The organism is Caballeronia sp., from assembly GCF_028292365.1.
GTDB lineage: Bacteria > Pseudomonadota > Gammaproteobacteria > Burkholderiales > Burkholderiaceae > Caballeronia.
Genome location: NZ_JAQGMM010000587.1, coordinates 1 through 24,340 on the forward strand (window position 1 = coordinate 1; position 24,340 = coordinate 24,340).

Annotated in this window: 18 protein-coding genes and 1 pseudogene; 16 read left to right on the forward strand and 3 right to left on the reverse strand. The window is 59.1% G+C overall.

Annotated elements, in window-relative coordinates; genetic code table 11:
- Positions 1-1,523: 1,523 nt before the first annotated feature.
- From JWR14_RS34515 to JWR14_RS34570, 12 genes are all read left to right on the forward strand, one after another.
- A complete protein-coding gene (locus JWR14_RS34515; RefSeq protein ID WP_299718517.1) occupies positions 1,524-2,189 on the forward strand; it encodes an energy transducer TonB in 666 nt (221 codons plus the stop codon).
- Between the two features lie 78 nt (positions 2,190-2,267).
- A complete protein-coding gene (locus JWR14_RS34520) occupies positions 2,268-3,179 on the forward strand; it encodes a MotA/TolQ/ExbB proton channel family protein (protein WP_299718447.1) in 912 nt (303 codons plus the stop codon).
- Positions 3,180-3,191: 12 nt separating this feature from the next.
- Complete coding sequence (locus tag JWR14_RS34525; protein WP_299718449.1) at positions 3,192-3,614, forward strand: biopolymer transporter ExbD; 423 nt, start codon at positions 3,192-3,194, stop codon at positions 3,612-3,614.
- A gap of 19 nt (positions 3,615-3,633) precedes the next feature.
- The gene (locus JWR14_RS34530) at positions 3,634-4,065 is read left to right on the forward strand and encodes a biopolymer transporter ExbD (RefSeq protein WP_299718451.1); all 432 of its coding nucleotides are present in this window, start codon (positions 3,634-3,636) and stop codon (positions 4,063-4,065) included.
- 9 nt (positions 4,066-4,074) lie between these two features.
- The gene (locus tag JWR14_RS34535) at positions 4,075-5,280 is read left to right on the forward strand and encodes a tetratricopeptide repeat protein (RefSeq protein ID WP_299718454.1); all 1,206 of its coding nucleotides are present in this window, start codon (positions 4,075-4,077) and stop codon (positions 5,278-5,280) included.
- 310 nt (positions 5,281-5,590) lie between these two features.
- Positions 5,591-6,166: a cupin domain-containing protein gene (locus JWR14_RS34540; RefSeq protein WP_299718456.1), complete on the forward strand. Its 576-nt coding sequence runs from the start codon at positions 5,591-5,593 to the stop codon at positions 6,164-6,166.
- Between the two features lie 379 nt (positions 6,167-6,545).
- A complete protein-coding gene (locus JWR14_RS34545; RefSeq protein ID WP_299718458.1) occupies positions 6,546-9,290 on the forward strand; it encodes a TonB-dependent receptor in 2,745 nt (914 codons plus the stop codon).
- Positions 9,291-9,479: 189 nt separating this feature from the next.
- Positions 9,480-11,120, forward strand: coding sequence for a peptide ABC transporter substrate-binding protein (locus tag JWR14_RS34550; protein WP_299718460.1), 1,641 nt, complete (start codon positions 9,480-9,482; stop codon positions 11,118-11,120).
- Between the two features lie 134 nt (positions 11,121-11,254).
- The gene (locus JWR14_RS34555; protein ID WP_299718462.1) at positions 11,255-13,087 is read left to right on the forward strand and encodes an extracellular solute-binding protein; all 1,833 of its coding nucleotides are present in this window, start codon (positions 11,255-11,257) and stop codon (positions 13,085-13,087) included.
- Between the two features lie 7 nt (positions 13,088-13,094).
- On the forward strand, positions 13,095-14,144 hold the full coding sequence (locus JWR14_RS34560; RefSeq protein WP_299718464.1) for an ABC transporter permease subunit: 1,050 nt from the start codon (positions 13,095-13,097) through the stop codon (positions 14,142-14,144).
- On the forward strand, positions 14,098-15,243 hold the full coding sequence (locus JWR14_RS34565; protein WP_299718466.1) for an ABC transporter permease: 1,146 nt from the start codon (positions 14,098-14,100) through the stop codon (positions 15,241-15,243). Before JWR14_RS34560 ends, JWR14_RS34565 begins: the two co-directional genes overlap by 47 nt.
- Complete coding sequence (locus JWR14_RS34570) at positions 15,240-16,853, forward strand: dipeptide ABC transporter ATP-binding protein (protein ID WP_299718469.1); 1,614 nt, start codon at positions 15,240-15,242, stop codon at positions 16,851-16,853. Before JWR14_RS34565 ends, JWR14_RS34570 begins: the two co-directional genes overlap by 4 nt.
- Positions 16,854-16,879: 26 nt before the next feature.
- Here the strand turns inward: JWR14_RS34570 and JWR14_RS34575 are convergent, their stop codons facing one another.
- Entirely contained in the window at positions 16,880-17,980 is a 1,101-nt protein-coding gene (locus tag JWR14_RS34575) for a hypothetical protein (protein WP_299718471.1), read from the reverse strand.
- A gap of 810 nt (positions 17,981-18,790) precedes the next feature.
- Between JWR14_RS34575 and JWR14_RS34580 the strand changes: the two genes are divergently transcribed.
- The 4 genes from JWR14_RS34580 (at position 18,791) to JWR14_RS34595 (ending at position 23,049) form a co-directional block, all read left to right on the forward strand.
- The gene (locus JWR14_RS34580) at positions 18,791-19,645 is read left to right on the forward strand and encodes an oxidoreductase (RefSeq protein WP_299718473.1); all 855 of its coding nucleotides are present in this window, start codon (positions 18,791-18,793) and stop codon (positions 19,643-19,645) included.
- A 362-nt stretch (positions 19,646-20,007) separates the two neighbouring features.
- Positions 20,008-20,973, forward strand: a complete 966-nt coding sequence (locus JWR14_RS34585; RefSeq protein WP_299718475.1) for a LysR family transcriptional regulator — start codon at positions 20,008-20,010, stop codon at positions 20,971-20,973.
- Between the two features lie 87 nt (positions 20,974-21,060).
- Positions 21,061-21,855, forward strand: a complete 795-nt coding sequence (hutG, locus tag JWR14_RS34590) for an N-formylglutamate deformylase (protein ID WP_299718477.1) — start codon at positions 21,061-21,063, stop codon at positions 21,853-21,855.
- 168 nt (positions 21,856-22,023) lie between these two features.
- The gene (locus tag JWR14_RS34595) at positions 22,024-23,049 is read left to right on the forward strand and encodes an aldo/keto reductase (protein WP_299718479.1); all 1,026 of its coding nucleotides are present in this window, start codon (positions 22,024-22,026) and stop codon (positions 23,047-23,049) included.
- An 87-nt stretch (positions 23,050-23,136) separates the two neighbouring features.
- Here the strand turns inward: JWR14_RS34595 and JWR14_RS34600 are convergent.
- Both JWR14_RS34600 and JWR14_RS34605 read right to left on the reverse strand, forming a co-directional pair.
- A pseudogene (locus tag JWR14_RS34600) lies at positions 23,137-23,395 on the reverse strand (HigA family addiction module antitoxin).
- A 159-nt stretch (positions 23,396-23,554) separates the two neighbouring features.
- Complete coding sequence (locus JWR14_RS34605) at positions 23,555-24,142, reverse strand: MarR family transcriptional regulator (RefSeq protein ID WP_299718482.1); 588 nt, start codon at positions 24,140-24,142, stop codon at positions 23,555-23,557.
- Between the last annotated feature and the right edge of the window lie 198 nt (positions 24,143-24,340).

Consider the following 24,340-nt stretch of genomic DNA (forward strand, 5'->3'; position numbering starts at 1 on the left):
GCTTCGCGCTGAAGGGTTGGAGTAAGGCGTCATTGTTGCCGGCATAAATGGCTCGTTGCCGATCTCGTCCATCTGGATAGACAATGTCTTCGACGGCGAGCGACTGCGAGTTTTCGCCCAACGCTAATGCATGGAAGGCGTGGCTATACTAGCCGTACATCGTCAACGTAGGGCTCGGCTGGTAACGAAGCGTGACGCGCGTCGAGAAACACACCGTCGAAATCGCTTAGTTATCTTGATGACGTGATTGACCCAGTGTCAAGTTGCGGATGACAGGGTATGTCCAGCTGATAGCAACCCGCCGCGATAGGTCGATCACCGGCCACCTCTTGCAACGCAGATGGCGGAATGAGTTCAATGGGGTCTCGGTACGCGCGCTGACAAACCTATGCTCATGGACAGGCTACGTCGCAGACTAGGCAGTAGACAAACGGCAGTCTTGGAAGATTTCATTCACATAATAGTTTTATTCACCAGGCTTAACTTCAAATAATCCACAGGATGCGGATTTATTATGGTTTATAACAAGATGTTATGAGGTCTAAAAACATAAACCCGAGAGAATGCGGATTTATTATGGTTTATAACTGGATGTTATGAGCTAGCAAAAATTGGCCCAATGAGCACTAATTACCGAACCTGCCGCAACCTATTATCAATGCGTTGGCTATATGTAATTAATTAGAATAATTTTTGTAATTTAATAATGACGTATTGAGAATGTCTATTTAGAGTGTCGCAAATACCGCTAAAAATACTTTCGAACGCTGCTTTCGGAATTTTTATTTCCTCGCGCTTGACGCTGGCCCCTTGTCGGTGGTTGATCCGTCACGTCTGACCGGCCTTCGGCGCTCCGTCCTGGTCATGTGAAATTCGCACAAAGGTCCGTCCAGTAAGGCTTTACGCCGCGTAGTGCAGGCTATCTTGCGGCGGCTCATGGTGCGCAATGGAAAGCCGCAATAAGCGGTGGCATCCCAATTGCCGGGCTGCTTAAGGTGCGTACTTATCCGCTTGAGATACGGTTATTCTTTTGCAACAACGCAAATACGGTCTCGGTTAGAGCGTTCTCTCTAATTTGAGTATGCTGACATCAAAAAAAGTTTGACCATGCATTTTTTGTCCTGCTATCTTCGCATCCCATGAAACGCCGATGACAATCACGCTGAAAAGTTCAGGAGCAATAGCTCTTTGTTCAAAATGCCTCCGGGTGTTAATGCCAGAACGAGATGCGTGAGTTGCGTGAGTCGAATTTAATCGAACAGTCTTATTAAGCGATCGTTCGGCGGGCAGGAAATACCGCTGAGGTGCCTCATAGCCGTACCCCCGTCATTGCATCAGGTTTGCGCGCTGCAGCATAAATTTTGGAGTGCAAATCAAGGGGTGGAGCGGCGGAAGCGGTGCTTCGAAGTAAGCGTTGGTTGCCGTACGCAAGCGCACTGCAGTTACAGAAATGGACGGTTCAAGCCGGAGGAGTAAAGGTGGGTACGAAAGTCGAAGGGCAATTTCCGGCAGCAACGGCCCGTATGGGAAGGCCAGGGCGCCCGCGTGAGTTTGGGCGCAAGCAACAAAACCCAGTACGCCGCTTCGGCGGCATCGCTGTTGTTCTGCTCCTGCACATCGTGCTGATCTATGCACTCATCAATGGCCTTGCCACCAAGGTCGTACAGGTCATCCAGCATCCTATCGAAACGAAAATCATCGAGCCGGTGAAGCCACCTCCGCCGCCTCCATTGCCCACCGTGCAATTGCCGCCGCCGAAGTTTGCACCGCCGCCGCCGCCGTTCGTGCCTCCGCCGGAAGTGCAGGTGCAAACGCCGCCGCAGCCGACCATCACGCACCAGACCGCGCCGGTGGTGTCGGCTCCCGCTGTAGCGCCACCCGCTCCACCGGCGCCGCCCGCCCCGACCAAGCCGGTGAGCACCGAGGTTGGCGTCGTGTGTCCGAACTCGGACCAGATCCGGTCCTCGATCCGCTACCCGAAGGAAGCTCAGGACAACAATGTGACGGGCGATGTGCTCATCGAATTCGTAGTCGACCCGCAGGGCCACATCACGAATGAACGCGTTGCCAAGTCGGCAGACGATTCCTCACTCGATCGCGCAGCCTTCAACGCGGTCAAGCAGTTCACGTGCGTTTCCCAAGGCCAACCCGTCCGTGTGCAAGTTCCGTTCTCGTTTAACCTGAACTGATCCCCCACTGGCTGTTCGGTACCGGTAGCGATTTATCAGTCTTGGTTTAGAAGTTGTACTAATGAACATGGAGCAGGCATGAAAAAGCGTACTCTCGCCGCATTGGCGGCAACCCTGTTGTTCGCCGTAACCACGGTGGATACCTTTGTGGCACCACATATGGCCCACGCGCAAGCTAGCGACGCGACTGCGTCAGCTGCGGCCACTGGCACCGCCACCGCCGCACCGCAAACGGCCGGCTCAGCCGCAGACCAGGCGGTACCGCCGCCGGAGCCGGCCACGTCCGAAACCGTCAACAACCCATACGGACTCGGCGCGCTCTGGAAGAACGGGGACTTTGTTGCACGCTTCGTGCTGATCCTGCTGGTGCTCATGTCGATGGGCAGCTGGTACATCATGATCACCAAGTTCTTCGAGCAGTTCCGCGCCAATCGTCGTGCGAAGAGCGCCGACGAACAACTGTGGACAGCGCCGTCGCTCGTCGAAGGCGCGAAGATGCTCGACGAGGCCTCGCCGTTCCGCTTCATCGCCGAGACAGCTATTGAAGCGGGCGAACATCACAACGAAGCACTGCTTGAAGCCGTCGACCGCAACACGTGGATAGACACCTCGGTTGAGCGTGCGATCACCAACGTATCGAACCGCCTGCAGGACGGCCTGGCTTTCCTCGGCACAGTCGGCTCGACAGCGCCGTTCGTTGGCCTGTTCGGTACGGTGTGGGGGATTTATCACGCGCTGACGGCAATCGGTATCGCTGGTCAGGCTTCGATCGACAAGGTCGCAGGTCCGGTGGGTGAAGCGCTGATCATGACCGCGATCGGCCTCGCCGTGGCTGTGCCGGCGGTACTTGGCTACAACTTCCTGGTTCGCCGCAACAAGTCGGTGATGGAGCGGGTTCGTGCGTTCGGCGCACAACTGCACACCGTCTTGCTCGCCGGCAGCCGGCGCTCGGCGCGCGCTACGGCTCGCGAAACAGCGCTGGCCCAATAAGCGGAGTTCGTCATGGCTATGAGCGTTGGGCAAGATGATGACGACGAGGTCATCTCCAGTATCAACACTACACCGCTCGTCGATGTGATGCTGGTCCTGCTGATCATCTTTCTGATCACGATTCCGGTGGTGACCCATACGATTCCGGTGCAACTGCCGAAAGAGACGATCCAGCCACTGCAGACCACACCGAAAAGTATCGTCATTGCGGTCAATCGCGACGGCGATTTCTTCTGGAACGAGAAGCAGGTGGATGGGCCGACGCTGCTGGCACGCCTGAAGACCGTATCGGTCATGACGCCGCAACCGGAAGTGCACGTTCGGGGTGACCAGAGCGCGCGTTATGAGTTCATCGGCCGGGTCATTACCGAGTGCGAACGCGCCGGTATCGCCAAGGTTTCGTTTATTACTGAGCCGCCTGCGCGGGGCGGCTAGCTTTGCAGGGGATCGCACAATGGGAATGAACGTATCGTCGGGTGGTGGCAGCGCTGAACCGGATGTGATGGTCGATATCAACACCACGCCGCTGATCGACGTGATGCTGGTGTTGCTGATCATGCTGATCATCACAATTCCGATCCAGACGCACGCCATAAAGATGAACATGCCGATCGGCAATCCGCCGCCGCCGATCACGCAGCCTGAAGTGGTGCAGATCGATATCGACTTCGACGGCACCACGACCTGGAACGGTCAAGCGGTGCCGGATCGTGCGGCGCTCGAATCCAGGCTCGCACAGGTGGCGGCTGAACCGGTGCAGGCGGAAATTCATCTGCGGCCGAACAAGCTGGTGCCGTACAAAGATGTCGCGGCGGTGATGGCGTCCGCTCAGCGATTGGGCGCGACGAAAATCGGCCTGATCGGCAATGAGCAGTACATGCAATAGGGAAGTGGAATGCTAACGATCCATCAACGATTCAAACGGGCCGTCATGGCGGCTGCTATTGGAGGACTGTCCGCGCTCGTCGTGCTGCCGGTGACGGCTCATGCCGCGGACACGTTGCGCCCGGATGTGGCGAAGCCGCTGAACGCCGCGCAGGATCTGTATCGCGCGCACAAGTACAACGATGCATTGACGAAGATCGATCAGGCAGCTGCCGTTCCGGGCAAGACCCCGTATGAAAGCACCATGGTCGAAGAAATGCGCGGCGCTGCAGCGGCAGCGGCAGGCAACAACGCTGTGGCTGCCCAGGCCTACGAAACGTTGCTGAGCTCAGGGCACCTGAGCGGCGCCGACGAACAACGCACCACCGCGGCACTTGCGGGCATCTACTTCCAGGAAAAGAACTACACACAGGCTATCAAGGTCGCGCAGCGCTACCTGAAGTCAGGCGGCGGCGATCCCGATATGCGCACGTTGCTCGTGCAGTCTTACTACCTGTCGAACGACTGCGGCAATGTGGTGAGCTTGCTCAAGCCCGTGGTCGACGCACAGGTGCGTGCCGGCCATGCGCCCGATGAGTCGCAACTGCAGTTGCTTGGCACGTGCGCGCAGCGTGTGAAAGATGACACGACGTACCGCGGTGCGCTCGAAAAATTGGTGGCCTATCACCCGAAGCAATCCTACTGGGACGATCTGTTTCAATCGATCCGCACGAAGCCGGGCTATTCGTCGGTGCTCGATATCGACACCTATCGGCTGCGTCGCGCAACCGGTTCGCTCGCGACCGTCGACGACTACATGGAGATGACGCAACTCGCGATCGTGGCGGGTACCACGGCCGAGGGCAAGCAGGTGATCGACCAGGGTTTCACATCGGGCGTTCTGGGCCACGATGCACAGGCGGATCGCGAAAAGCGGTTGCAGGCGCTGGCCGTGAAGCGGGCGCAAGCGCCGGCTGATTCGGCGAACCCTGTGGCGCCGGTCGACATCGGCTTCAATCAGGTCTTCACCGGGCAAACCAAGCAGGGACTCGCAGCCATGGAGGCGGCGATCGCGAAGGGCGGACTCGATCACCCTGACCAGGCGCAGTTGCATCTCGGCGTGGCTTACTACGTGGCAGGCGACAAAGTTCGCGCAGTGCAAACGTTCCGTGCGGTGAAAGGCTCCGACGGTTCAGCTGACCTCGCCCGATTATGGGTGCTGGTGGCGTCGAAGTAACGGTATCCCGGCTCCCACGTGTCCCATCCTGCGAAGTGCCGCCGAACTATCAGTGCATTGAACCGGGTGGCGCGTGCTGGCCGTGTGGAACGCAGGTCTCCGAAAGTAGAGGGCGATGGTTGCGTACGTAATCAACGTCCGCATCGTCCGGCTTTAGAGAAGTGCGAAAGTGTCCCGACGATCGCATTGACTGAACCATCCATCGCGGCAACTAACCGGGCATATGGCGAGTGTCTCAGGGAGGATGCTGCATTCAATAAAACATAGTTTGGTATACAAACTAATTTTGACCACGGGATTCTGTCTTGCTATGGTTTTGCCACTCGATAACAAGGCACAGGTCGCAGTTTCCATAGGAAGTAAAATTCGCGCGCTTCGCCAACGGCTCAAGCGCACGCTGGATGAAGTGGCAACGACTGCAGGGATTTCCAAGCCGTTTTTATCGCAGGTGGAACGAGGTCTTGCAACGCCTTCCATTACATCTCTGGTCGGCATTGCGCGAGCTCTGGGCGTGACGGTGCAGTACTTCGTTGACACGCCAACCGAAGACAAATCGGTGCGTAGAGGGAGTGAGCTGAACTACTTCGGGTTCGACGGAACCGCGAATCGTTTCGGAAGGCTGACGAACCTGTCCGTCGGCGGTCAATTGGAGGCGATTCTTGTCAGGATGCCGGTGGGACAGAATCCATCGGAAGTCACGACACATGCAGGGGAAGAGTTCCTGTACGTGATGAGCGGCCAGATATCGCTTACGTTAGAAGGTACAACGTTCTTGTTACAGGCTGGGGACACCGCGCATTACGAGTCCACTGTGCCTCACGCCTGGTGCAATACCGCTCGCGAAGAAGCGGTGATTGTATGGGTGGGCACACCCAGATTGTTTTAGGCCCCTTTGCTTCGTACTTTCTTTGGAAGCAATCGCCTTGTATTTGTAAGCATTGCTGATTGTTATATGAAAGGTTGGTCGGTTGGATGGAAAGGCATTGCCCGGTCCATCACGCAAAGTAGTTGAAGTTAAAAAAACTAAGAAGCGCTGCGCATTTCGTTTGCACTAGATAAGTAGTCCGATATTGAAGTATGTGAAGTGCCCCGTCTTTTTGTCTGCATGTGCAATTTGGTGCGCTGTTGGCCAGTTTGCCGGGCAGTAGAAGCGCGGGTCAGCTTTAACGGAGCGCGGCGCAAGAACGCCGTATATCGAGTGGCGAGGTTCACAAGACCTCACCTCACACACAGCTGTGCCTTACTTACGAGCGAGAAGGGGAAAAATGAAACAACGGGCATTGGCGCTGGCCATCAAAAGAATAGTCTGGGCTGAGTTAGCATTATCAGCCGCATTCGCCGTACCGGCGTTTGCGCAAAGCCAGCCGGCCACCACAGGAACCGCGGCAGGCGCAACGACTACGGAAAGTGCGCCGGCAGCGGCAGTGGCGGCGCCAGCATCTGGCACTGCTGCAACGCCGTCCGCGGACAACAACACCGCGACACCGACTGCTGAAAAGGGCGTCCAGCAAATCAAGAAATTTGAAGTGACCGGGTCGCTGATTCGTAGCGCCGACAAGGTTGGCTTCAATGCGGTCCAGACGGTAACGCAGAAAGACATTCAGAACAGCGGCGCCACGACCGTAGCCGATTATCTGCGCACGACCTCGGCCAACTCGGCGAACAGCTGGGGCGAAGGCCAGTCCGGCAACTTCGCCGCAGGCGCGGCGGGTATCGCTCTGCGCGGCCTGAGCGAAAAGTACACGCTCGTGTTGGTGGATGGACAGCGCGTTGCGCCGTTTGCGTTCTTCTCGAACAGCGTCGACTCCTTCTTCGACTTGAATACGCTGCCGTTGAACTCCATCGAGCGCATCGAAATTGTGAAGGCCGGTGCCGTGTCGCAATACGGCTCGGACGCCATCGCGGGTGTGGTCAACATCATCACGAAGCATGACTTCCAGGGGCTGCAACTCGACGGCAGCTATGGCAGCGCCGTCAGCCAGGGCGGCGGCGCGGGCACGACCAAATTCGGCGTGCTCGCCGGCTTTGGCGATCTCAACGCCGATCGCTTCAACGTGACGGCCGCGGCAAGTTACTACAAGTCGAACGGCTTCACGCTTGCTGATCGTGACGCGACGAGCGGTCAGGATTTCACCAATCAGCCGGGCGGCCATTCGTTGCTCGCGCCGTCGTACTGGAATATGCCCGACGGCAGCGTGCAGGCATTGAACGGCTGTGCGAATGGTGGCGCAGTACATCCCGCAGGCACCAACTCGCTGACATCTGGATTGCCGGGCACCATCTGCGGCTTCAACTCCGCAGAAAGCACGTCCATCGCGCCGATGACCGAGCGTTTGAACGCGAAGCTTCACGCTGATTTCAAGATCAACGATACGACGACGGCGTTCGGCGACTTCCTGATCAGCAGCAACAAGACGACCACCAACGACGGTCTGTGGAACAATGTTGTCGGCAATCCGCAGGTCCCCGCACTCGTGTGGAACCCGCAGACCAAGCTGCTTTCGCCGTTCAACTTCAACGTGCCGGCGAGCAATCCGTACAACCCGTTCGGGGTAGCCACGCCACTCACGTATGCGTTCCCGAACGCGGTAGCGGAAGACACGTATTCCACCTACTGGCGCGCGTCAACGGGCCTCAAGGGTTCGTTCAACCTGCCGAACGGCGAGTGGGATTGGGCGAGCTCGGTCAGTCACTCGCAAAGCACGGTTTCGAACACCTATACGAACCAGCTCAACACCGCGGCGCTGACCAATATTTACCAGAACGGGACGTTCGATTTCTCGAATCCCGCCGCTACGCCGAACGGGCTCAATGGGCTGTACCAGGATGCGAATAACCTGGCTATCTCGAAGCTCGATACCGTTGACGCGACGCTGTCTACTCCTCACCTCTTCAGTCTGCCAGCAGGCGATGTAGGCCTCGGCTTCGGTGCACAGTTCACGCACCAGAGCGAAGTGATGAACCCGGGTGCGGCGTTCGAAACAGGTCAGGTCATCAGCCCGAATCTCCAGACGGTGAACGGTCAGCGCAACGTGGCTGCCGTGTATTACCAGGTGGACATTCCGATCGTGCGCGCGCTGACGTTCAGCCAGTCGGGCCGTTACGACCACTACAGCGATGTGGGTGGTGCATTCTCGCCGCGCTTCGCGTTGCGCTATCAGCCGGTTCAGGCGCTGACGATGTACACCTCGTATAACCGTGGTTTCCGTGCGCCGACGTTCGTTGAGAACAGCAACTCGCAAACGATGGGTATCCAGGTGGACCAGGCCACTGGTCAGAACTACACGTCGATCACGGAAGGCAATCCGGCCCTGAAGGCGGAGCGTACGAAAAACCTGACCATCGGCTTCGAGCTGTCGCCTACCCGTACGACTGATATCGGCCTGGACTGGTACAAGATTCGTGTCGATAACGTGATCGGCCAGGGCTCGCCTTCCCAGGTTGTCACCGACGCGGATGGGAATTTGCTGTACAAGGTCATCCCGTACGCGAACCTCGGCTATCTCGATACGAACGGTTTCGAGGGCACATTCCGTCAGTCGCTGCCGACGAAGACCGGGACGTTCACGTTGTCCGCGGACTGGGCTTACATCAACAGCTTCAAGCTCGGTGCCCCGGGTGCGTCGCCGGTGAATGGTGCGGGTAACGACTTCACCCTCACACAGCCGTTCGGCGGCAGCTTCCCGCGCTGGAAAGGGAACACCACCCTGGACTGGGCGTACAACAAGTTTGACGCAGCGTTGACCTGGCAGTTCACCGGTCCGTACGCGCAGAATCTGGTTGCCGCCGGGCCGTCCCACGCGGGATCGTACAGCCAGTTCAACCTGATGATGACGTACACGGGCTTCAAGCACTGGACGATCTTCGGCGGCATCGACAACATCTTCAATCGTGCGCCGCCGTACGATGCAGTCTTTGCAAATGGCACGCTGGATCAGAATGGCTACGACCAGTCGCTCTACACGAACATTGGCCGTTTCGCGCAGGTCGGCGCAACGTACAAGTTCTGATGCCGCTGTAGTCTGTTTGCCTGATGGAGCGGTCGCTTCGGCGCGCGTGATGCGGCGCCGGAGCGGCCTTGTTTCTGGAATCACTGACCTTTCAATTCAATCATCGATCTTTCGACGCCTCATCGCATGACGTGCTCAAGGCTGCAGTCAAAGCCGAGCGCGGAAGTCACGAATACCAGGAGTTTCCAGATGTTTTTCGCACCACGTCCTTGTCCTTCCATCCGGCTTCGCCGTGCATCCGCGGCACTTGCTCTGGGCGGCGTCATGCTCGCTGGCGCCGTGCAGGCGGCAATCGTTCCTCCCGGCGTGCAACTCGCCGCGAAGCAGGAACTGGTGCGCAACAACGGCACTGAAGTCGAGACACTCGATCCGAACGTGGCGGAGTCGGTACCGGCCAATACCGTTGCGCGAGATCTGTTTGAAGGGCTGACCGCGACGCGCGCCGACGGCGAGACGGTCCCCGGCGTCGCGGAAAAGTGGGAAATGAAGGACCCCACCACGTGGGTCTTTCATTTGCGAAAGAACGCGAAGTGGTCCAACGGCGAGCCGGTCGTTGCCGGTGACTTTGTCTACGGATCCCAGCGGCTCGTCGATCCAAAAACGGCTTCACCGTACGCAACCACCTACGGCATGTTCCTGCTTAACGGAACAGACATTGTGGCTGGCAAGAAACCGGTGGCTTCGCTTGGCGTGAGCGCACCCGACCCGTACACAGTCGAGATCAAGACGCCCTATCCGGTGCCGTTCCTGCCTGACCTGATGTCGAATACGAACTTTGGGCCGCTGAACAAGGCGGCCGTCGAAAAGTACGGCAAGGACTGGACAAAACCCGGCAAGCTGGTCAGCAACGGCGCGTTCATGCTGAAGGACTGGCAGGTGAACAACCGCCTTGTGCTGGGAAAAAACCCGCAGTACTGGAATGCCGCTTATGTGCAATTGAATCAGGTTACGTATCTGCCTGTGGAAGACGAAAATACGGACGTGGATCTGTACAAGTCCGGCGGTGACGACTGGGTGAATCAGCTTCCCTCGGGTACCTATGCCCGTTACAAACAGGAGTACCCGAACGAGATGCGCGCGGCACCCATGCTCGGCTTGCGCTATTACTCGTTCAACAACAAAGACCCGCTCCTGAAGGACGTGCGTGTGCGCAAGGCGCTGTCCATGGTCATCGACCGGGACATTCTCGCGCAGCGCGTGACTGCCGACGGCCAGATCCCGGCGTATGGCGTCATCGTGAAGGGCGTGAAGGGCGCCGACGTCAGTGCGTACGACTGGGCCTCGTGGCCAATGGCGAAGCGCGTGGACGAGGCGAAAAAGCTGCTGGCTGAGGCGGGCGTGAAACCTGGCACCAAGTTGCAGTTTGTCACCAACACGAGTGAGTATCACAAGAAGATGGCGATCTTCGCGGCTTCCGAATGGAAGACCAAGCTGGGCCTGGATACGGAAATCCAGGCGATGGAATTCAAGGTGCTGCTCAAGAAACGGCACGACGGCGACTACCAGATCGCACGCAACGGCTGGGTGGCGGATTACAACGACGCAAGCACCTTCCTCACGCTGGTTCAATGCGGTTCCGAGCAGAACGACAACCAGGCGTGCAACCCCAAAGCCGATGCGCTGATGCGCCAGGCGTCCAACTCCACCGACCCGGCTACGCGCCAGACATTGCAGACCGAAGCGGGCAAGGTGGCAATGGAAGATTATCCGATGCTGCCGCTGCTCCAATACACGCTGGTGCGCTTGGTCAAGAGTTACGTGGGCGGTTATTCCACGAAAAACCCAATGGACCATTACCGCAGCGCGGACATGTACATCATCAAGCATTGAGCGCAGTGCCGCGTTTTTCATCCGGACGCATACGCCCGTTTCATTTTTCTGGCTTTGCTATGAACGAACCGCATCATCCCCTGAAAGTACTGGCGTCGTGCAATTCCCGTTCAAGACGATGGCGGCAGGCGACGATGAACAGGGTTCTTTTCACGCTGGGCTTTACGGCACTGCTCGTTGCATCGCAAGCATTCGGGCGGCCGTCGATCGCGCAATACGACGAGCCGAAGTACCCGGCCAACTTCACGCATTTCGACTACGCGGACCCGGCCGCGCCGACCAACGGCGACATGAATTTCCAGAACTGGGACGAACTGCAAAGCTACGATTCGATGAATCCGTTCCTGGTCCGCGGCGCGCCGGCGCCCGACCTGAAGAACCTGATGTTCGACACACTGATGCAGCGAAGCTGGGACGAACTGGCGTCGGAGTATCCATTGATCGCGGACGACGTGGTGGTGACCCCGGACGGCAAGTCGGCCACGTTCCATATCAATCCGAAGGCGCGTTTTTCCAATGGCGATCCGATCACCGCTGCCGATGTGAAGTATTCATACGACACGTTGTCCAGCCGCGAGGCTGCGCCGATCTACAACTCGCAGTTCGCCAACATCAGCCGCGCGACCGTGGTCGATCGCCTGACGGTGCGCTTCGACTTCAAGGAAGCGCGCCGCGATGCACCGTTGATCGCGGGTGACTTGCCGGTTTTCTCGCCGAAGTGGGGCATGAAAGCGGACGGCGCGCGGCCGCCGTTCGACCAGATATCGGATGTGCCGCCGGTGGCGAGCGGTCCCTACCTGATCGAGCAACGCAAGAACGACAAGCAGATCACGTACAGGCGCAACCCGGATTATTGGGCCGCTGACCTGCCGTCGCGACGCGGCATGTACCGCTTCCAGCGCGTGACGTTCCGGCTCTTCACGGATCACTACACCTCGCTGGAAGATTTCAAGGCGGGTCACACGGATCTGCGCGTGGAGTATTCGTCATCGACCTGGGCGCGCAAGTACATCGGCAAGAACTTCAGCAATGGATCGCTCAGGAAAGGCGAGTTCCCCGATGGCCCGGCACAGATGCAGGGCATGTTCTTCAATACCCGCAAGCCACTGTTCGCGGACGCCCGCGTGCGTCATGCGTTGACGCTCGCTTTCGACTATGACTGGCTGAACCGCCTGGCTTTCTACAATCAATACCGCCGCACGGGAAGTTACTTCCAGGATTCCCCGTTTGGCGCGCAGGGCTGGCCGGATGCGAAAGAGCTGAAACTGCTCGAACCGTATCGCTCGATGCTCCCCGCCGCCGTGTTCGGTCCGATGCTGAAGCAGCCCGATACGGTGCCGCCTCACTCGTTGCGCGCCAATTTGCGGCAAGCCCAGGCGCTCCTGAACGATGCGGGCTGGCAGTATCGTGACGGCGCGTTGCGCAACGCCAGCGGCACACCAATGACCGTCGAGATCATGGACGACCAGCCCGGCATGGACGAGGTCATCCTGCCGTACATCCAGCAGTTGCAGACGCTTGGCATTCAGGCACACCTGCGAGAACTCGACAGTGCGTTATACGAGAAGCGGATGGACGCGTTCGATTTCGACATGACCACGTTTATCTATGCGCCTGTCACCATTCCGGGCGGCGAACTGACGCGGCGTTTCGGCAGCGCGGCGGCCTCGCAGCCGGGCTCGGAGAATTACCCGGGTGTCCGTTCGAAAGCCGCCGACGCGATGATCGACGCTGCGTTGAAAGCGCAGACGCTAAGCGATCTTGAGACCGCGACGCGCGCGCTCGATCGTATCCTGATCAACGGGTATTACATCGTGCCGGAGTACTACGCACCAAATACACGCGTGGGGTATCGGTCACGAATGGGCTTCCCAAAGGTCTCGCCAACCTCTTACTACGCCGAGGACTGGCTGGTCGACTACTGGTTCGTGAAGGCGCCGTCCGCCGCTGCCGGTTCAACACACTGAGAGTGCCATGGCCGCTTATATCCTGAGACGCCTGTTCCTGATGATCCCCACGCTGATCGGCGTGGTCACGCTGACGTTCTGCGTTACGCAGTTCGTGCCGGGCGGACCGGTCGAGCAGATCCTGACCCAGATGCGCCACGGTGGAAACCACGGTGGCGAGGCGGGCGGGGCTGGCGGGTATCACGGCAGCCAAGGGGTTGATCCCCAGCAGGTGGAGCAGCTCAAGAAGCAGTTCGGTTTCGACAAACCGCCGTTCGTGCGCTATTTGAGCATGCTCAAGAACTATGCGAGCTTCAATCTCGGCCAGTCGTATTACCAGCATCAGAGTGTCTGGGCGGTGATCCGGTCGAAGCTGCCAGTGTCCATCACGCTGGGGCTCTGGACCGTGTTGCTGACCTACCTCATTGCAGTGCCGCTGGGGATCTCGAAGGCCGTGCGCAACGGCTCCCGGTTCGACACCGCCACGAGCGTGCTCGTGCTGACCGGCTACGCCATTCCGGGTTTTGTACTTGGCGTACTGCTGCTGATGCTGTTTGGCGGCGGGACGCTGTGGCAAGTGTTCCCCATGCGCGGCCTGACTTCCGACGACTTCGATCAACTCAGCATCGTGGGAAAAGTACTCGATTACCTGTGGCACATTGCACTGCCGGTGACAGCCGCGGTGGTCGGCAACTTTGCGATTATCACCATCCTCACGAAGAACACGTTCCTCGAGGAGATCAGCCGGCAATACGTGCTGACCGCGCGCGCAAAAGGTGCGCCGCAACGCGACGTGCTCTGGAAGCACGTACTGCGCAACGCAATGATTCCGCTCCTGACCGGGCTGCCGGCGGCATTTGTGGGTGCGTTCCTCAATGGCAACCTGCTGATCGAGACATTGTTTTCACTCGATGGCATGGGCCAGCTTTCCTACGACTCGGTGATCCGGCGCGACTATCCCGTCGTGCTCGGTTCGCTCTACTTGTTCACCCTGATTGGTCTTGTGACCAAGCTTATTGCGGACGTGTGTTATGTCCTCGTCGACCCCCGTATCCAGTTCGACCGGCTCGACCGGTGAGCGCATGAACGTCTCTGCGGACCCGCTCATGGCGGCCATGACCCACCCGCCGCCGTCCGAGTCGCCCGGCCGGCGTGTATGGCTGCGTTTCAAGGCGCAGCGGCTGGGCTACTGGAGCACGATCGTGTTCGTCGGGTTGTTTATCATCAGCCTGCTCGGCGAGGTGCTGGCAAACGACAAGCCGCTGTTGGTCCGGTACGAAGGAACCTATTATTTTCCGATTCTGAAGGACTATTCGGAGAAAGTATTCGGCGGCGATTTTCCTGCGCGCACGAATTATCTTGATCCGTACATTCGCAACCGGCTGGAATCGAAGGGCAACTTCGCGATCTATCCGCCGAATCATTTTCACTACGACACTGTCGACTATTTCGCGACCACGCCCAATCCGGCGCCACCCTCGGCCGCCAACTGGATCGGCACGGACCAGTTCGGCCGCGACGTCCTCGCGCGGCTGCTGTACGGTTTCCGGCTCTCCGTGCTCATGGCGCTTGCACTGACGGTTTCGGGCGTCTTGCTGGGCGTCCTGACGGGCGCTGTGCAGGGGTTTTACGGCGGGCGCACCGACTTGATCGGCCAGCGCCTGATCGAGATATGGAGTTCGATGCCCGACCTGTACCTGCTGATCATCTTCGCGTCGATCTTCGAGCCGACCTTGTGGCTGCTGTTCATCCTGCTCTCGGCGTTCGGATGGCTCACGCTGTCGGACTACGTGCGCGCCGAGTTCCTGCGCAACCGTTCGCTTGATTACGTTCGCGCAGCTCGCACGATGGGTTTGTCGAACTGGCAGATCATGTGGCGTCATGTGCTGCCCAACAGCCTGACGCCCGTGATCACCTTCTTGCCATTTCGCATGAGCGCCGCGATTCTCGCACTGACGAGCCTAGATTTCCTCGGCCTTGGCGTACCCGCGCCAACACCGAGCCTGGGCGAACTGCTCGCCGAAGGTAAAAACAATCTTGACGCGTGGTGGATCTCCGGAGCGGCGTTCGGCGGCCTTGTTGTCACCTTGCTGCTGCTGACCTTCATGGGCGACGCATTACGCAACGCACTCGATACCCGCACACGCGGTTCCGCATTCGGAGGCGCACAGAAGTGACAGTCCCTCTGTTGCAACTCGACGGGTTATCGATTGGTTTCGGCGACAAGACTGTCGTACGCGACCTGAGTCTTTCTATCGGGCGTGGCGAACGCGTGGCGTTGGTGGGCGAATCCGGATCGGGCAAGAGCGTCACGGCGCTTTCCATCCTCGGTCTTGCGGACAATGCTCGCCAGACGGGGCGCATTCTGCTGGATGGCGACAACCTCCTGCAAAAGACCGAGCAGCAGATGCGCGGCATTCGCGGCCGCGACATCGCCATGGTCTTCCAGGAACCGATGACCGCGCTCAACCCGTTGTTCACTATCGGTAAGCAGATTGCCGAAAGCCTGCGTCTGCACGAAGGGTTGCGGCCGAACGCTGCACGCCAGCGCGGCATTGAATTGTTGCGGCGTACCGGTATCCCCGAACCGGAACGACGTGTTGACAGCTTCCCGCATCAGCTCTCCGGTGGTCAGCGGCAACGCGCGATGATCGCGATGGCGCTTGCTTGCCGGCCACGCCTGCTGCTCGCCGATGAGCCGACCACGGCCCTCGATGTGACAGTGCGCCAGCAGATAGTGGAGTTGTTGATCGGCTTGCAGGAACAGGAGGCGGCCGAGCGTGGCATGGCGGTGCTATTGATCACGCACGACCTGAACCTGGTCAAGCGCTTCGCGCAGCGTGTGGCGGTGATGGAGAAGGGCGTGCTGGTGGAAACCAATTCGACCGCGGAACTGTTCGCGAATCCGCAGCATCCTTATACACGCCGTCTGCTCAACAGCGAGCCCGAACGCGCGATCGATCCGGTAGCCTCGAACGCGCGGCGGCTGCTCGAGGTGCAGGGGTTGTCGGTGGACTACCGGACGTCGGTGAAGGGCTGGCGGTCCGTGTTTTCGAAGTCTTCCTTCCGCGCTTTGCAGGACGTCGGCATCACGCTGAGACGCGGCGAAACGCTTGGCATAGTGGGTGAATCCGGGTCCGGAAAGTCAACGCTCGCTGCCGCCATCCTGGGCTTGCAACGGCCGGCGGAAGGACTGATTCATATCGACGGGCAGTCCTTGTCCACGCTCAGGAGCGCGAACTCACGGCGCAGCGTGTCGTCGCGGCTACAAGTCGTATTTCAGGATCCCTACGGATCGTTGTCGCCACGGATGACGATCGAGCAGATCGTGGGCGAGGGGATTGCATTGCATCGGCCGGAGGTAACGGCAGCGGCACGTCGTCAGCGTGTGGTGGCGCTGCTTGACGAAGTGGGCATGCCGGCCGATGTCCTGCCGCGTTATCCCCACGAATTTTCCGGCGGCCAACGGCAGCGCATTGCGATTGCCCGCGCGCTTGCGGTCGAGCCTGAACTACTTGTACTCGATGAACCCACGAGCGCGCTCGATGTGTCGATACAGCAGCAGGTGCTCAACTTGCTCACACGGCTGCAGAAAAAATACACGCTGACCTATCTGTTCATCACGCATGACCTGGCCGTAATGCGCGCGATGGCGCATAGGGTGGCTGTCATGAAGGCGGGGCGGATCGTGGAGATGGGCGACACAATGGACGTTTTGCAAGCGCCCGGGCACCCTTATACACAGGCGCTACTCGCGGCATCGATCGTAGCGAGCGCGGCGGCGTGAACTCGCGAGGCAGCCGCTTTGCAAACTCAGGACACGGGCTCGTCGCTCTTTTCGCCCAGGCGACGTTCCGTGCGCAGTGCGCTGAATGGACCGGCCTCCGGCGAGTCCGACCCGGAATTCTCCGCGGCAGTCGATCCGTTAGCTGATCCGTCAGCCGACCCCGCCGGCTTTCCCGGCGCGAGCATCTTGCGCAGTTGCGGCGCGATTGGGGTCGCGTCGAAACACAACTTGATGCCGAAGCGCGCGCGGTTGAGAAGGTGTGCCGTCGACACCGTCCGCCAGAAGCGATTCGGGTTGAAGCCGGGATAACGCGCCTCGCGTTCAATCAACGCCTTGCCATCGGGCAAGTGGACGAAGCAGCAGTGCTGGAACCATCGAAGGTCGCGATGCGTGTTGCCGGTCCAGTGCCGGCCGATCGCCTGGTACGCTCCCAGTTCCACGATCTGTTGTCCTTCGTCGGCGAGCGTATTGAGTGCCGCGGAGACAAACGACTCGTCGCCGTGATGCTGCAAGCGCGAGATCTCTCCGACGTACCGTTCAAAGTGCGCACGTGCGCGAGGCACCAATACCCTGAGGAACGCGCTTGTGCTGATGAGGAATTCGCCGCCATACCAACGCGGATTAAGCAGATGCCGTCCGGCTACTATCTCAAGGTCCTTGATGACGTTGGCGCTTCCATAAGCAGGGAACACTTGATCCGATATGTCGAACGCACCGACTCCTGCGTCGGCACAGAGTTGAAGCAACTCATTGTCCAGGGGACGGATGGCGACAATGTCCGTATCGAGCAGCAACAGCAAGGTATCGGGCGCGAGCAGCCCTGTCACTTGTTCAAGCAGGTCGAGCTTGAAATGCGCCGCGTAGAAATCCGTGCTTCTTGGAACGTTGACGCTCGTGATCAGTTCGTGCACGAGCGGACGCCGCTCTTCCGGCACAACGGAAAAGCATGCGTTGACCGCGTCCGGTGCGTTCGTGAAGACGTTAAGCCGGGGCATGCCTGCATGCAGCAAGGTCTTGTTCAAGCAGAGCGCTTGGCGGGCGTACGATAGCGGATCCTTACTCGTGCTATTCGGACTGGCGGTGGCGTCGACATCGACGAAGACCAGAGTACAAGGAAAAATTTCCATTGTTGAGTTGTCCAGTTCCTTGATCGAGAATTTGTTGCTGATTTGAATCGGGCCATTTGAATAAGCCGCCTTATAAGCATCGTGGAAGATACAAATACTATGTGTCCGCCAAAATGCCGGACAGGTGAGACATATAAGAGGAATTAGCACGGTTCCGATTACCGGCAATGGCACGCAGCGATAACACCCGCGCATACGCGCAATGGAAGCGAGCAAGGTCCAGCGGTGCGAAGAGATCTAATGCGGTTTGAAAAGCCATTATCAAGCGGCAAGAGCTACCGTGGTTTCTGAATAACAGTAAGCCTGACCGGCGTGTTTGCGGTGCCGTAATGTACTTCCGGTTGAAAGATGGCTGTTGCGGTTTCAGATAATGGAATGCTTCTTCGCAGGGCGATGGTGAATTTCGCCATGGCTTTAAAAAGGGCAATAACGCACAACAGAAATGACGCAGAGATCAGTTTCAGTGCATTGTCTTCCCATCGATTTCTGAGCCGTCGAAGCCGGGATGGATTCGCCATGAACAAAAACTAGTAGAGCGAAATCACTTTCGACTTTAGCCGGCTTTGACACTCCGCTATAACCAGGAACGATGCCGCATGCTGCCAGGAGGATCAGGCAATCGAGAGCAATGAACGAAGCGCGCCAACCTCAGCGGGTTGTGCTGAGTTCGCGTTTGGCGAGTAAGCTTTAGCGCGGATTTACACGCGGGCAGGGTTCGGCGATGCATCCTCAGGCTTCGGCCCGACATGACCTTCCTCATTCAGATGCACTAATACAACTGACTTTCCGATTGATAAACAGGAGCTTTCCATGATGAATCGAGACAATCCCGTGTGGCTCATCACCGGCTGCTCGACCGGCTTCGGCCGTGAGCTGGCCAAACTTGTGCTCGAGCGCGGATGGCGCGCCGTGGTGACGGCACGGGATCCGTCCAAGCTCAAAGACCTTGCCGAAGGCTATGGGGACCGCGCGCTGGTGCTGCAACTCGATGTGACCGACCGCAAGCAGATTGCCGATGTCGTCGCGAAATCGCAGAAGCATTTCGGCCGTATCGATGCGCTCGTGAACAACGCGGGTTACGGTTATCTGGCGGCGATCGAAGAAGGCGAAGACGACGCCGTACGCGCCATGTTCGAGACGAATGTGTTTGGTTTGGTCGACATGACAAAGGCCGTGCTGCCCATCATGCGTGCGCAAAAAAGCGGCCTCATTGTTAACATTTCGTCGATAGGCGGGATCACGAGTTTCGCGGCCACGGGGTATTACCACGGCACCAAATACGCGGTGGAAGGCATCTCGGAGTCGCTGGCGATCGAAGTGAAGCCGCTGGGCATTGACGTGCTCGTGGTTGAGCCCGGACCGTTCCGCACCAACTGGGCGGGGCCGTCGATCAAGCAGTCGGCTACGCGCATCGATGACTATGCGACGACCGCTGGCGAGCGCCGCAAGCAGACCGAGGCGCGCAGCGGCAACCAGGCGGGCGATCCGGTGCGCGCGGCGCAGGCGATCATTGACGCGGCACTCTCCGATACCCCGCCGTTGCGCCTGTTGCTTGGCAAAGCCGCGCTTGAACTGGCGCGCAAGAAGGTCACTTCGCTGACTCACGACTTCGACGCTTGGGAAAAGACGACTATTGGCGCCGACTTTCCTGAAGGATCGAGCTAAGCCGTCACATCGCACGAGAGTCTTTCTGAATCCTTGCCGCACGTTATAACCGCGGCGCACGCTTCTTTCGTCTACCTGACTGAGAGGTGTGCGCCTTGACAGTCGGACACCTCCAATCAATCAAGCGCGCCTGCGCGTCTCACGCGTATGGCTTGGCTTCCATCACAAGATAAGCGTGCCTGCTCCCGGGCTGCATGAGCCTGTACTTCACCACGATTGCAGGAAACCCCGCTTCCGCGAACATTTTGCATAAGGCAAACTTATGGACATCGACGGAAAATGCTGCAGCTTCGCACGGTCCTTAGCAGCACGGGCATCCTTTAGTCCTTGCTAAGCCGGCGCCGCGCCAAACCGGAGCGCCCATGAGACGACCGCGTCACCCCATCGACCTGCGCTCACTGCAGGCGTTCGTTGCCGTCTGCGATACAGGCTCCATGACTGCCGCTGCAAAGCAGCTCGGCGTGAGCCAGAGCGCGATCAGCCAGGCGGTATCCGCCCTCGAACGCGAGCAGGGTACAAGCCTGTTCGACCGGGACAGCCGCCCGCCGCGTGCCAATAGCGCAGGGCGAGCCTTGCTTGAACTCGCCACGCCCTTGCTCGATCACGCGCAACGTGTAAGTGCTCGCATAGACGAGGTATCCGACGCAGGCAACGCGTCGGTGCGCCTCGGATGTGTGGACTCGTTCGCAGCCACTGTTGGCCCGGAACTGATTCGTGCACTCTCGGGTTCGTCCCGGCAGATTGCGTTGTGGTCGGGCCTGACGCCGGGGCTGACCAAGCAGTTGCACGATCGCGAGATCGATCTGGCCGTATGCACCCAGACTGTCATTTCGGACCCGCGTATCGTGGAGATCCCATTGTTCTCCGAGGCGTTCGTGGCGGTTGCGTCGCGGCGCTTCCTCGCGTCGCGGCCCGCGGTGGACTGGCGTATGCTCGCTGGCAATCTTCCTTTGATCCGTTATACGGGGCGCTCGGTGATCGGCCAGCAGGTCGAGCGTTTTGCGCGGCACCTCGGTATCGACAGCCCGCGCCGTTATGAATTCGACGCCACCGATCCGCTGCTCAGCCTCGTTGCCGCGGGTCTTGGTTTCGCCATTTCCACGCCGCTCTGCTTGTGGCAGGCGCGTCACTACCTGGGCGAAATCGATGTGTTGCCGCTGCCGCCGGGCGGCCTTGCACGTCGCGATTTTTTCCTGCTGCATCGTGAGAGCGAATGGGATGGTTTTGCGGCCGAACTGATCAGTTTGACGCGCGGTGTGCTCGACCAGCGCATTCGCCCGGCGCTGCAGCAAGCGCTACCCAACCTGCCGGACGACGCGCTCCAATAACGCTTATCAACTTGCCTGTTGTTCTCTGTTCCAAATTTCTTTCATACGCGCACCTTTTTCATACGATTACTTCGCCCGGAATCCATCATGACCGATCTCTACACCCTGCATCGTGGCGACGCGCCACTGCTTATTTCGATCCCGCATTTGGGCACTGAAATTCCCGAAAGCTTGCGGCCGTTATACACGGACATTGCGCTGACCGTTGCGGACACCGACTGGCATCTCGACCGCCTCTATGACTTCGCCCGCGAGATGGGCGCGACCATTCTGGGTGCACGCATCTCGCGTTATGTGATCGACCTGAACCGCCCATCGAACGATGAAAGCCTCTATCCGGGCCAGACGACAACGGGCCTTTGCCCGGGCGAAACCTTCCGTGGCATGCCGCTGTATCGCGATGGCGCGGGCCCCGACGCTGCCGAGAAAGCGCGGCGCGTAGTCACTTACTGGCAGCCGTATCACGACGTGCTTGAGGTGGAACTCGCGCGCTTGCGGGCGGCCCACCCGAACGTGCTGCTGTGGGAAGCGCATTCCATTGCAAGCGTGTTGCCGCGTTTGTTCGAGGGCAAGCTTCCTGATCTGAACATTGGTACGCAGGATGGGCACACGGCGGCGCCGGGCGCCTTGCAAGCGGTCACCGATGCCGCTGCGCGGAGCGCTTATACGTGGATCGCCAATGGCCGTTTCAAAGGCGGCTACAACACGCGTCACTATGGAGCGCCTGGGACCGGCGTTCACGCGATACAACTGGAAATGTGCCAGTCGACCTACATGGATGAGACGGAACCGTTCGACTATGCGCCCGAAGCCGCGAGTCAGGTTCAAGTGGTGGTGAAGGACATGGTGGGCGCCGCGCTGGATGTCATCCAAAGGCTGTAATCCAAAGGTTGTAATCGCTCTCGCTTGAGTGCAGGACCGGCTGCTGCTGCCTTGCGTCCAAGCGCGATTTTCAACGATCTCTTAACATGGCCGATGCATCAGCGAAGCCGCCTGCCCGCGTCGCCGGCGCGGCAGCGGCTCATTGGCTTTCAATGGAAAGGAGTGGACATGGAATATCGCTTACTGGGTGAAACGGGCTTCAAGGTGCCCGTGCTGAGCCTGGGCACCGCCACGTTTGGCGGCAGCAATGATTTTTTCAAGGCGTGGGGCAGCACTGACGCCGACGGCGCGCGCAGTCTGGTCGACATTGCGCTGGAGGCGGGCGTCTCCATGTTCGACAGTGCCGACGTTTATTCCGACGGCATGGCGGAGGAGATCCTCGGCAAGGCAATTGCCGGACGTCGCTCGAAGGTGATCGTATCGACGAAAGGAACGTTTCAGTTCGGCTCGGACGTGAACAGCGTTGGCTCGACACGGCATCACTTGACCGAAGCCATCAATGGCAGCCTGAAGCGCCTGAACACCGACTACATCGACATCTATCAACTGCATGGTTTCGACGCACTGACACGCGTGGAAGAAACCTTGCGCACGCTCGACGACTTCGTGCGCGCGGGCAAGATCCGCGTGATCGGCTGCTCGAATTTCTCCGGCTGGCACTTGATGAAATCGCTGGCGGTTTCCGACCGTGAAGGCCTCGCGCGGCATTCAGTGCATCAGGCGTATTACTCGCTGACCGGCCGCGATTTCGAGCATGAACTCATGCCGCTGGGACTGGACCAGAAGGTCTCGACCATTGTGTGGAGTCCGTTGGGGTGGGGGCGTCTGACAGGCAAGATTCGTCGCGGCAGCCCGTTGCCGGAGAACAGCCGTTTGCACAAGACGGCCGACATGGGACCGCCGGTTGCCGATGACTATGTCTACGGCATTGTGGATGCGCTGGATGCCGTCGCCAAGGAAACGGGCAAGAGCGTGCCGCAGATTGCGTTGAACTGGCTGCTGCAGCGGCCGACTGTCGCGAACGTGATTGTGGGCGCTCGCGACGAGAAGCAATTCCGCGAAAACCTGGGCAGCGTAGGATGGTCGCTGAGTGCTGAGCAGATTGCGGCTCTGGATAAAGCGAGCATGTTGCCGTTGCCGTATCCGTACTGGCATCAACGCGGTTTCGCGGATCGCATTCCGTCGCCGGTGTAGAGAAGGGGGCGGGTGGGCATACACAGCGCTTTCATGTGAGGGTTGCGAGCGCCGCGCGCCACCCGCCGTCACTTCGTGGGTTAAGGGTTAGCGCAGCGACGCGATCGCTCCGTTTTCTGCACCGTTACGCATGATTCGCGTGAGTCGATCGCCGAGTTTTTCACGCGCCTGTTCGGTATCGTAATGCGTCTGGAGGTTCATCCAGCTTTGTGGATCGACGCCAAAAAAATGCACCGGGACGAACAGCTGTATCAGCCGTGATGGCGCGTTTCCCTTGCACGATTTCATTGATACGACGTGCCGGTACTTCTATGGCTTTCGCGAGCGCGTACTGAGTAATGCCCATTGGGGCGAGCCATTCTTCCGCGAGGATCTCGCCGGGTGTGTCGAGTGGAATTTCGCGAGTCGTAAGGAATCCTAGTGGTAGTCGCAGATTTCAACTTGCGTGGCGCCGCCCGATTCGAAACAAAAGCAACGACGCGACTCAGATCCTCTTAACGCACCGTCACCGGTCCTCTACCGTATCCCCACGCTCTGCAATGATCCGTCCCAACTCCCGCGTTGAAGGCACGCGACGCATTGGATTCGTGGACCCCAGTTCATCGTCGGCCAGGTTTTCAATCAGCGCCAGCAACACCTTCCGCGCGGTCTTGATGTCGTGCTCGCTCAGGCCCACCACGCTGACGTCATTGACTTCCTCGGCGAGCGGAACGAGCTTCTCTTTCAGCGCCCGGCCCTCGGTCGTCAGGAAGACGTGCACGTTCTTCTTGTTGTCCGGCATCTGCTGACGCTCGACGTAACCCAGCGCCTCCATCGCCTTGACGGCTGCAAAGGTGGTTGGCTCCATCACCCCCGCCTGCGTGCTCAGCTCGCGCTGCGTCAAGCCATCTGTCTCCCACAAGATTCGCAGGAACGTCCAGTGCCCGTACGACACGGTATGCTCGGCAAGCCGCATTTGCATCGCGCGCACCATCGAACGCGCAGCGTCCTTGACGAGGTGGGCCAGCCGGTCGTTGGGTACGGCGTCGTGCCAGTGACGCAGGATTGCAGCGGTTTCGCGGGGCGCGCTGTCCGCGGGTTTCTTTCTTGTCATGACCGTGTTTCCCAAAGCTCGAAGCGTTACCCAGGCCAACATGATAGCCGGTCGGAACGAACCTGAAGAACGGCGCCGCATGGTCAAAGGCACGGTCACGGGCATGATGGAAAATTGGGCCGCGCGCGGCATCTGCATGCCGGCTGAGCAGGGGAATGTACGCACAAAGTCGATCTATACGAATTGAACCGCCATCTC

Coding starts and splice junctions, on each gene's coding strand:
- JWR14_RS34535 (WP_299718454.1), top strand. CDS start 4,075: ATGCTAACGATCCATCAACGATTCAAACGGGCCGTCATGGCGGCTGCT.
- JWR14_RS34580 (WP_299718473.1), top strand. CDS start 18,791: ATGATGAATCGAGACAATCCCGTGTGGCTCATCACCGGCTGCTCGACC.
- JWR14_RS34575 (WP_299718471.1), bottom strand. CDS start 17,980: ATGGAAATTTTTCCTTGTACTCTGGTCTTCGTCGATGTCGACGCCACC.
- JWR14_RS34595 (WP_299718479.1), top strand. CDS start 22,024: ATGGAATATCGCTTACTGGGTGAAACGGGCTTCAAGGTGCCCGTGCTG.
- JWR14_RS34530 (WP_299718451.1), top strand. CDS start 3,634: ATGGGAATGAACGTATCGTCGGGTGGTGGCAGCGCTGAACCGGATGTG.
- JWR14_RS34515 (WP_299718517.1), top strand. CDS start 1,524: ATGGGAAGGCCAGGGCGCCCGCGTGAGTTTGGGCGCAAGCAACAAAAC.
- hutG (WP_299718477.1), top strand. CDS start 21,061: ATGACCGATCTCTACACCCTGCATCGTGGCGACGCGCCACTGCTTATT.
- JWR14_RS34585 (WP_299718475.1), top strand. CDS start 20,008: ATGAGACGACCGCGTCACCCCATCGACCTGCGCTCACTGCAGGCGTTC.
- JWR14_RS34605 (WP_299718482.1), bottom strand. CDS start 24,142: ATGACAAGAAAGAAACCCGCGGACAGCGCGCCCCGCGAAACCGCTGCA.
- JWR14_RS34540 (WP_299718456.1), top strand. CDS start 5,591: ATGGTTTTGCCACTCGATAACAAGGCACAGGTCGCAGTTTCCATAGGA.
- JWR14_RS34525 (WP_299718449.1), top strand. CDS start 3,192: ATGGCTATGAGCGTTGGGCAAGATGATGACGACGAGGTCATCTCCAGT.
- JWR14_RS34520 (WP_299718447.1), top strand. CDS start 2,268: ATGAAAAAGCGTACTCTCGCCGCATTGGCGGCAACCCTGTTGTTCGCC.
- JWR14_RS34545 (WP_299718458.1), top strand. CDS start 6,546: ATGAAACAACGGGCATTGGCGCTGGCCATCAAAAGAATAGTCTGGGCT.
- JWR14_RS34550 (WP_299718460.1), top strand. CDS start 9,480: ATGTTTTTCGCACCACGTCCTTGTCCTTCCATCCGGCTTCGCCGTGCA.
- JWR14_RS34555 (WP_299718462.1), top strand. CDS start 11,255: ATGAACAGGGTTCTTTTCACGCTGGGCTTTACGGCACTGCTCGTTGCA.
- JWR14_RS34565 (WP_299718466.1), top strand. CDS start 14,098: ATGTCCTCGTCGACCCCCGTATCCAGTTCGACCGGCTCGACCGGTGAG.
- JWR14_RS34560 (WP_299718464.1), top strand. CDS start 13,095: ATGGCCGCTTATATCCTGAGACGCCTGTTCCTGATGATCCCCACGCTG.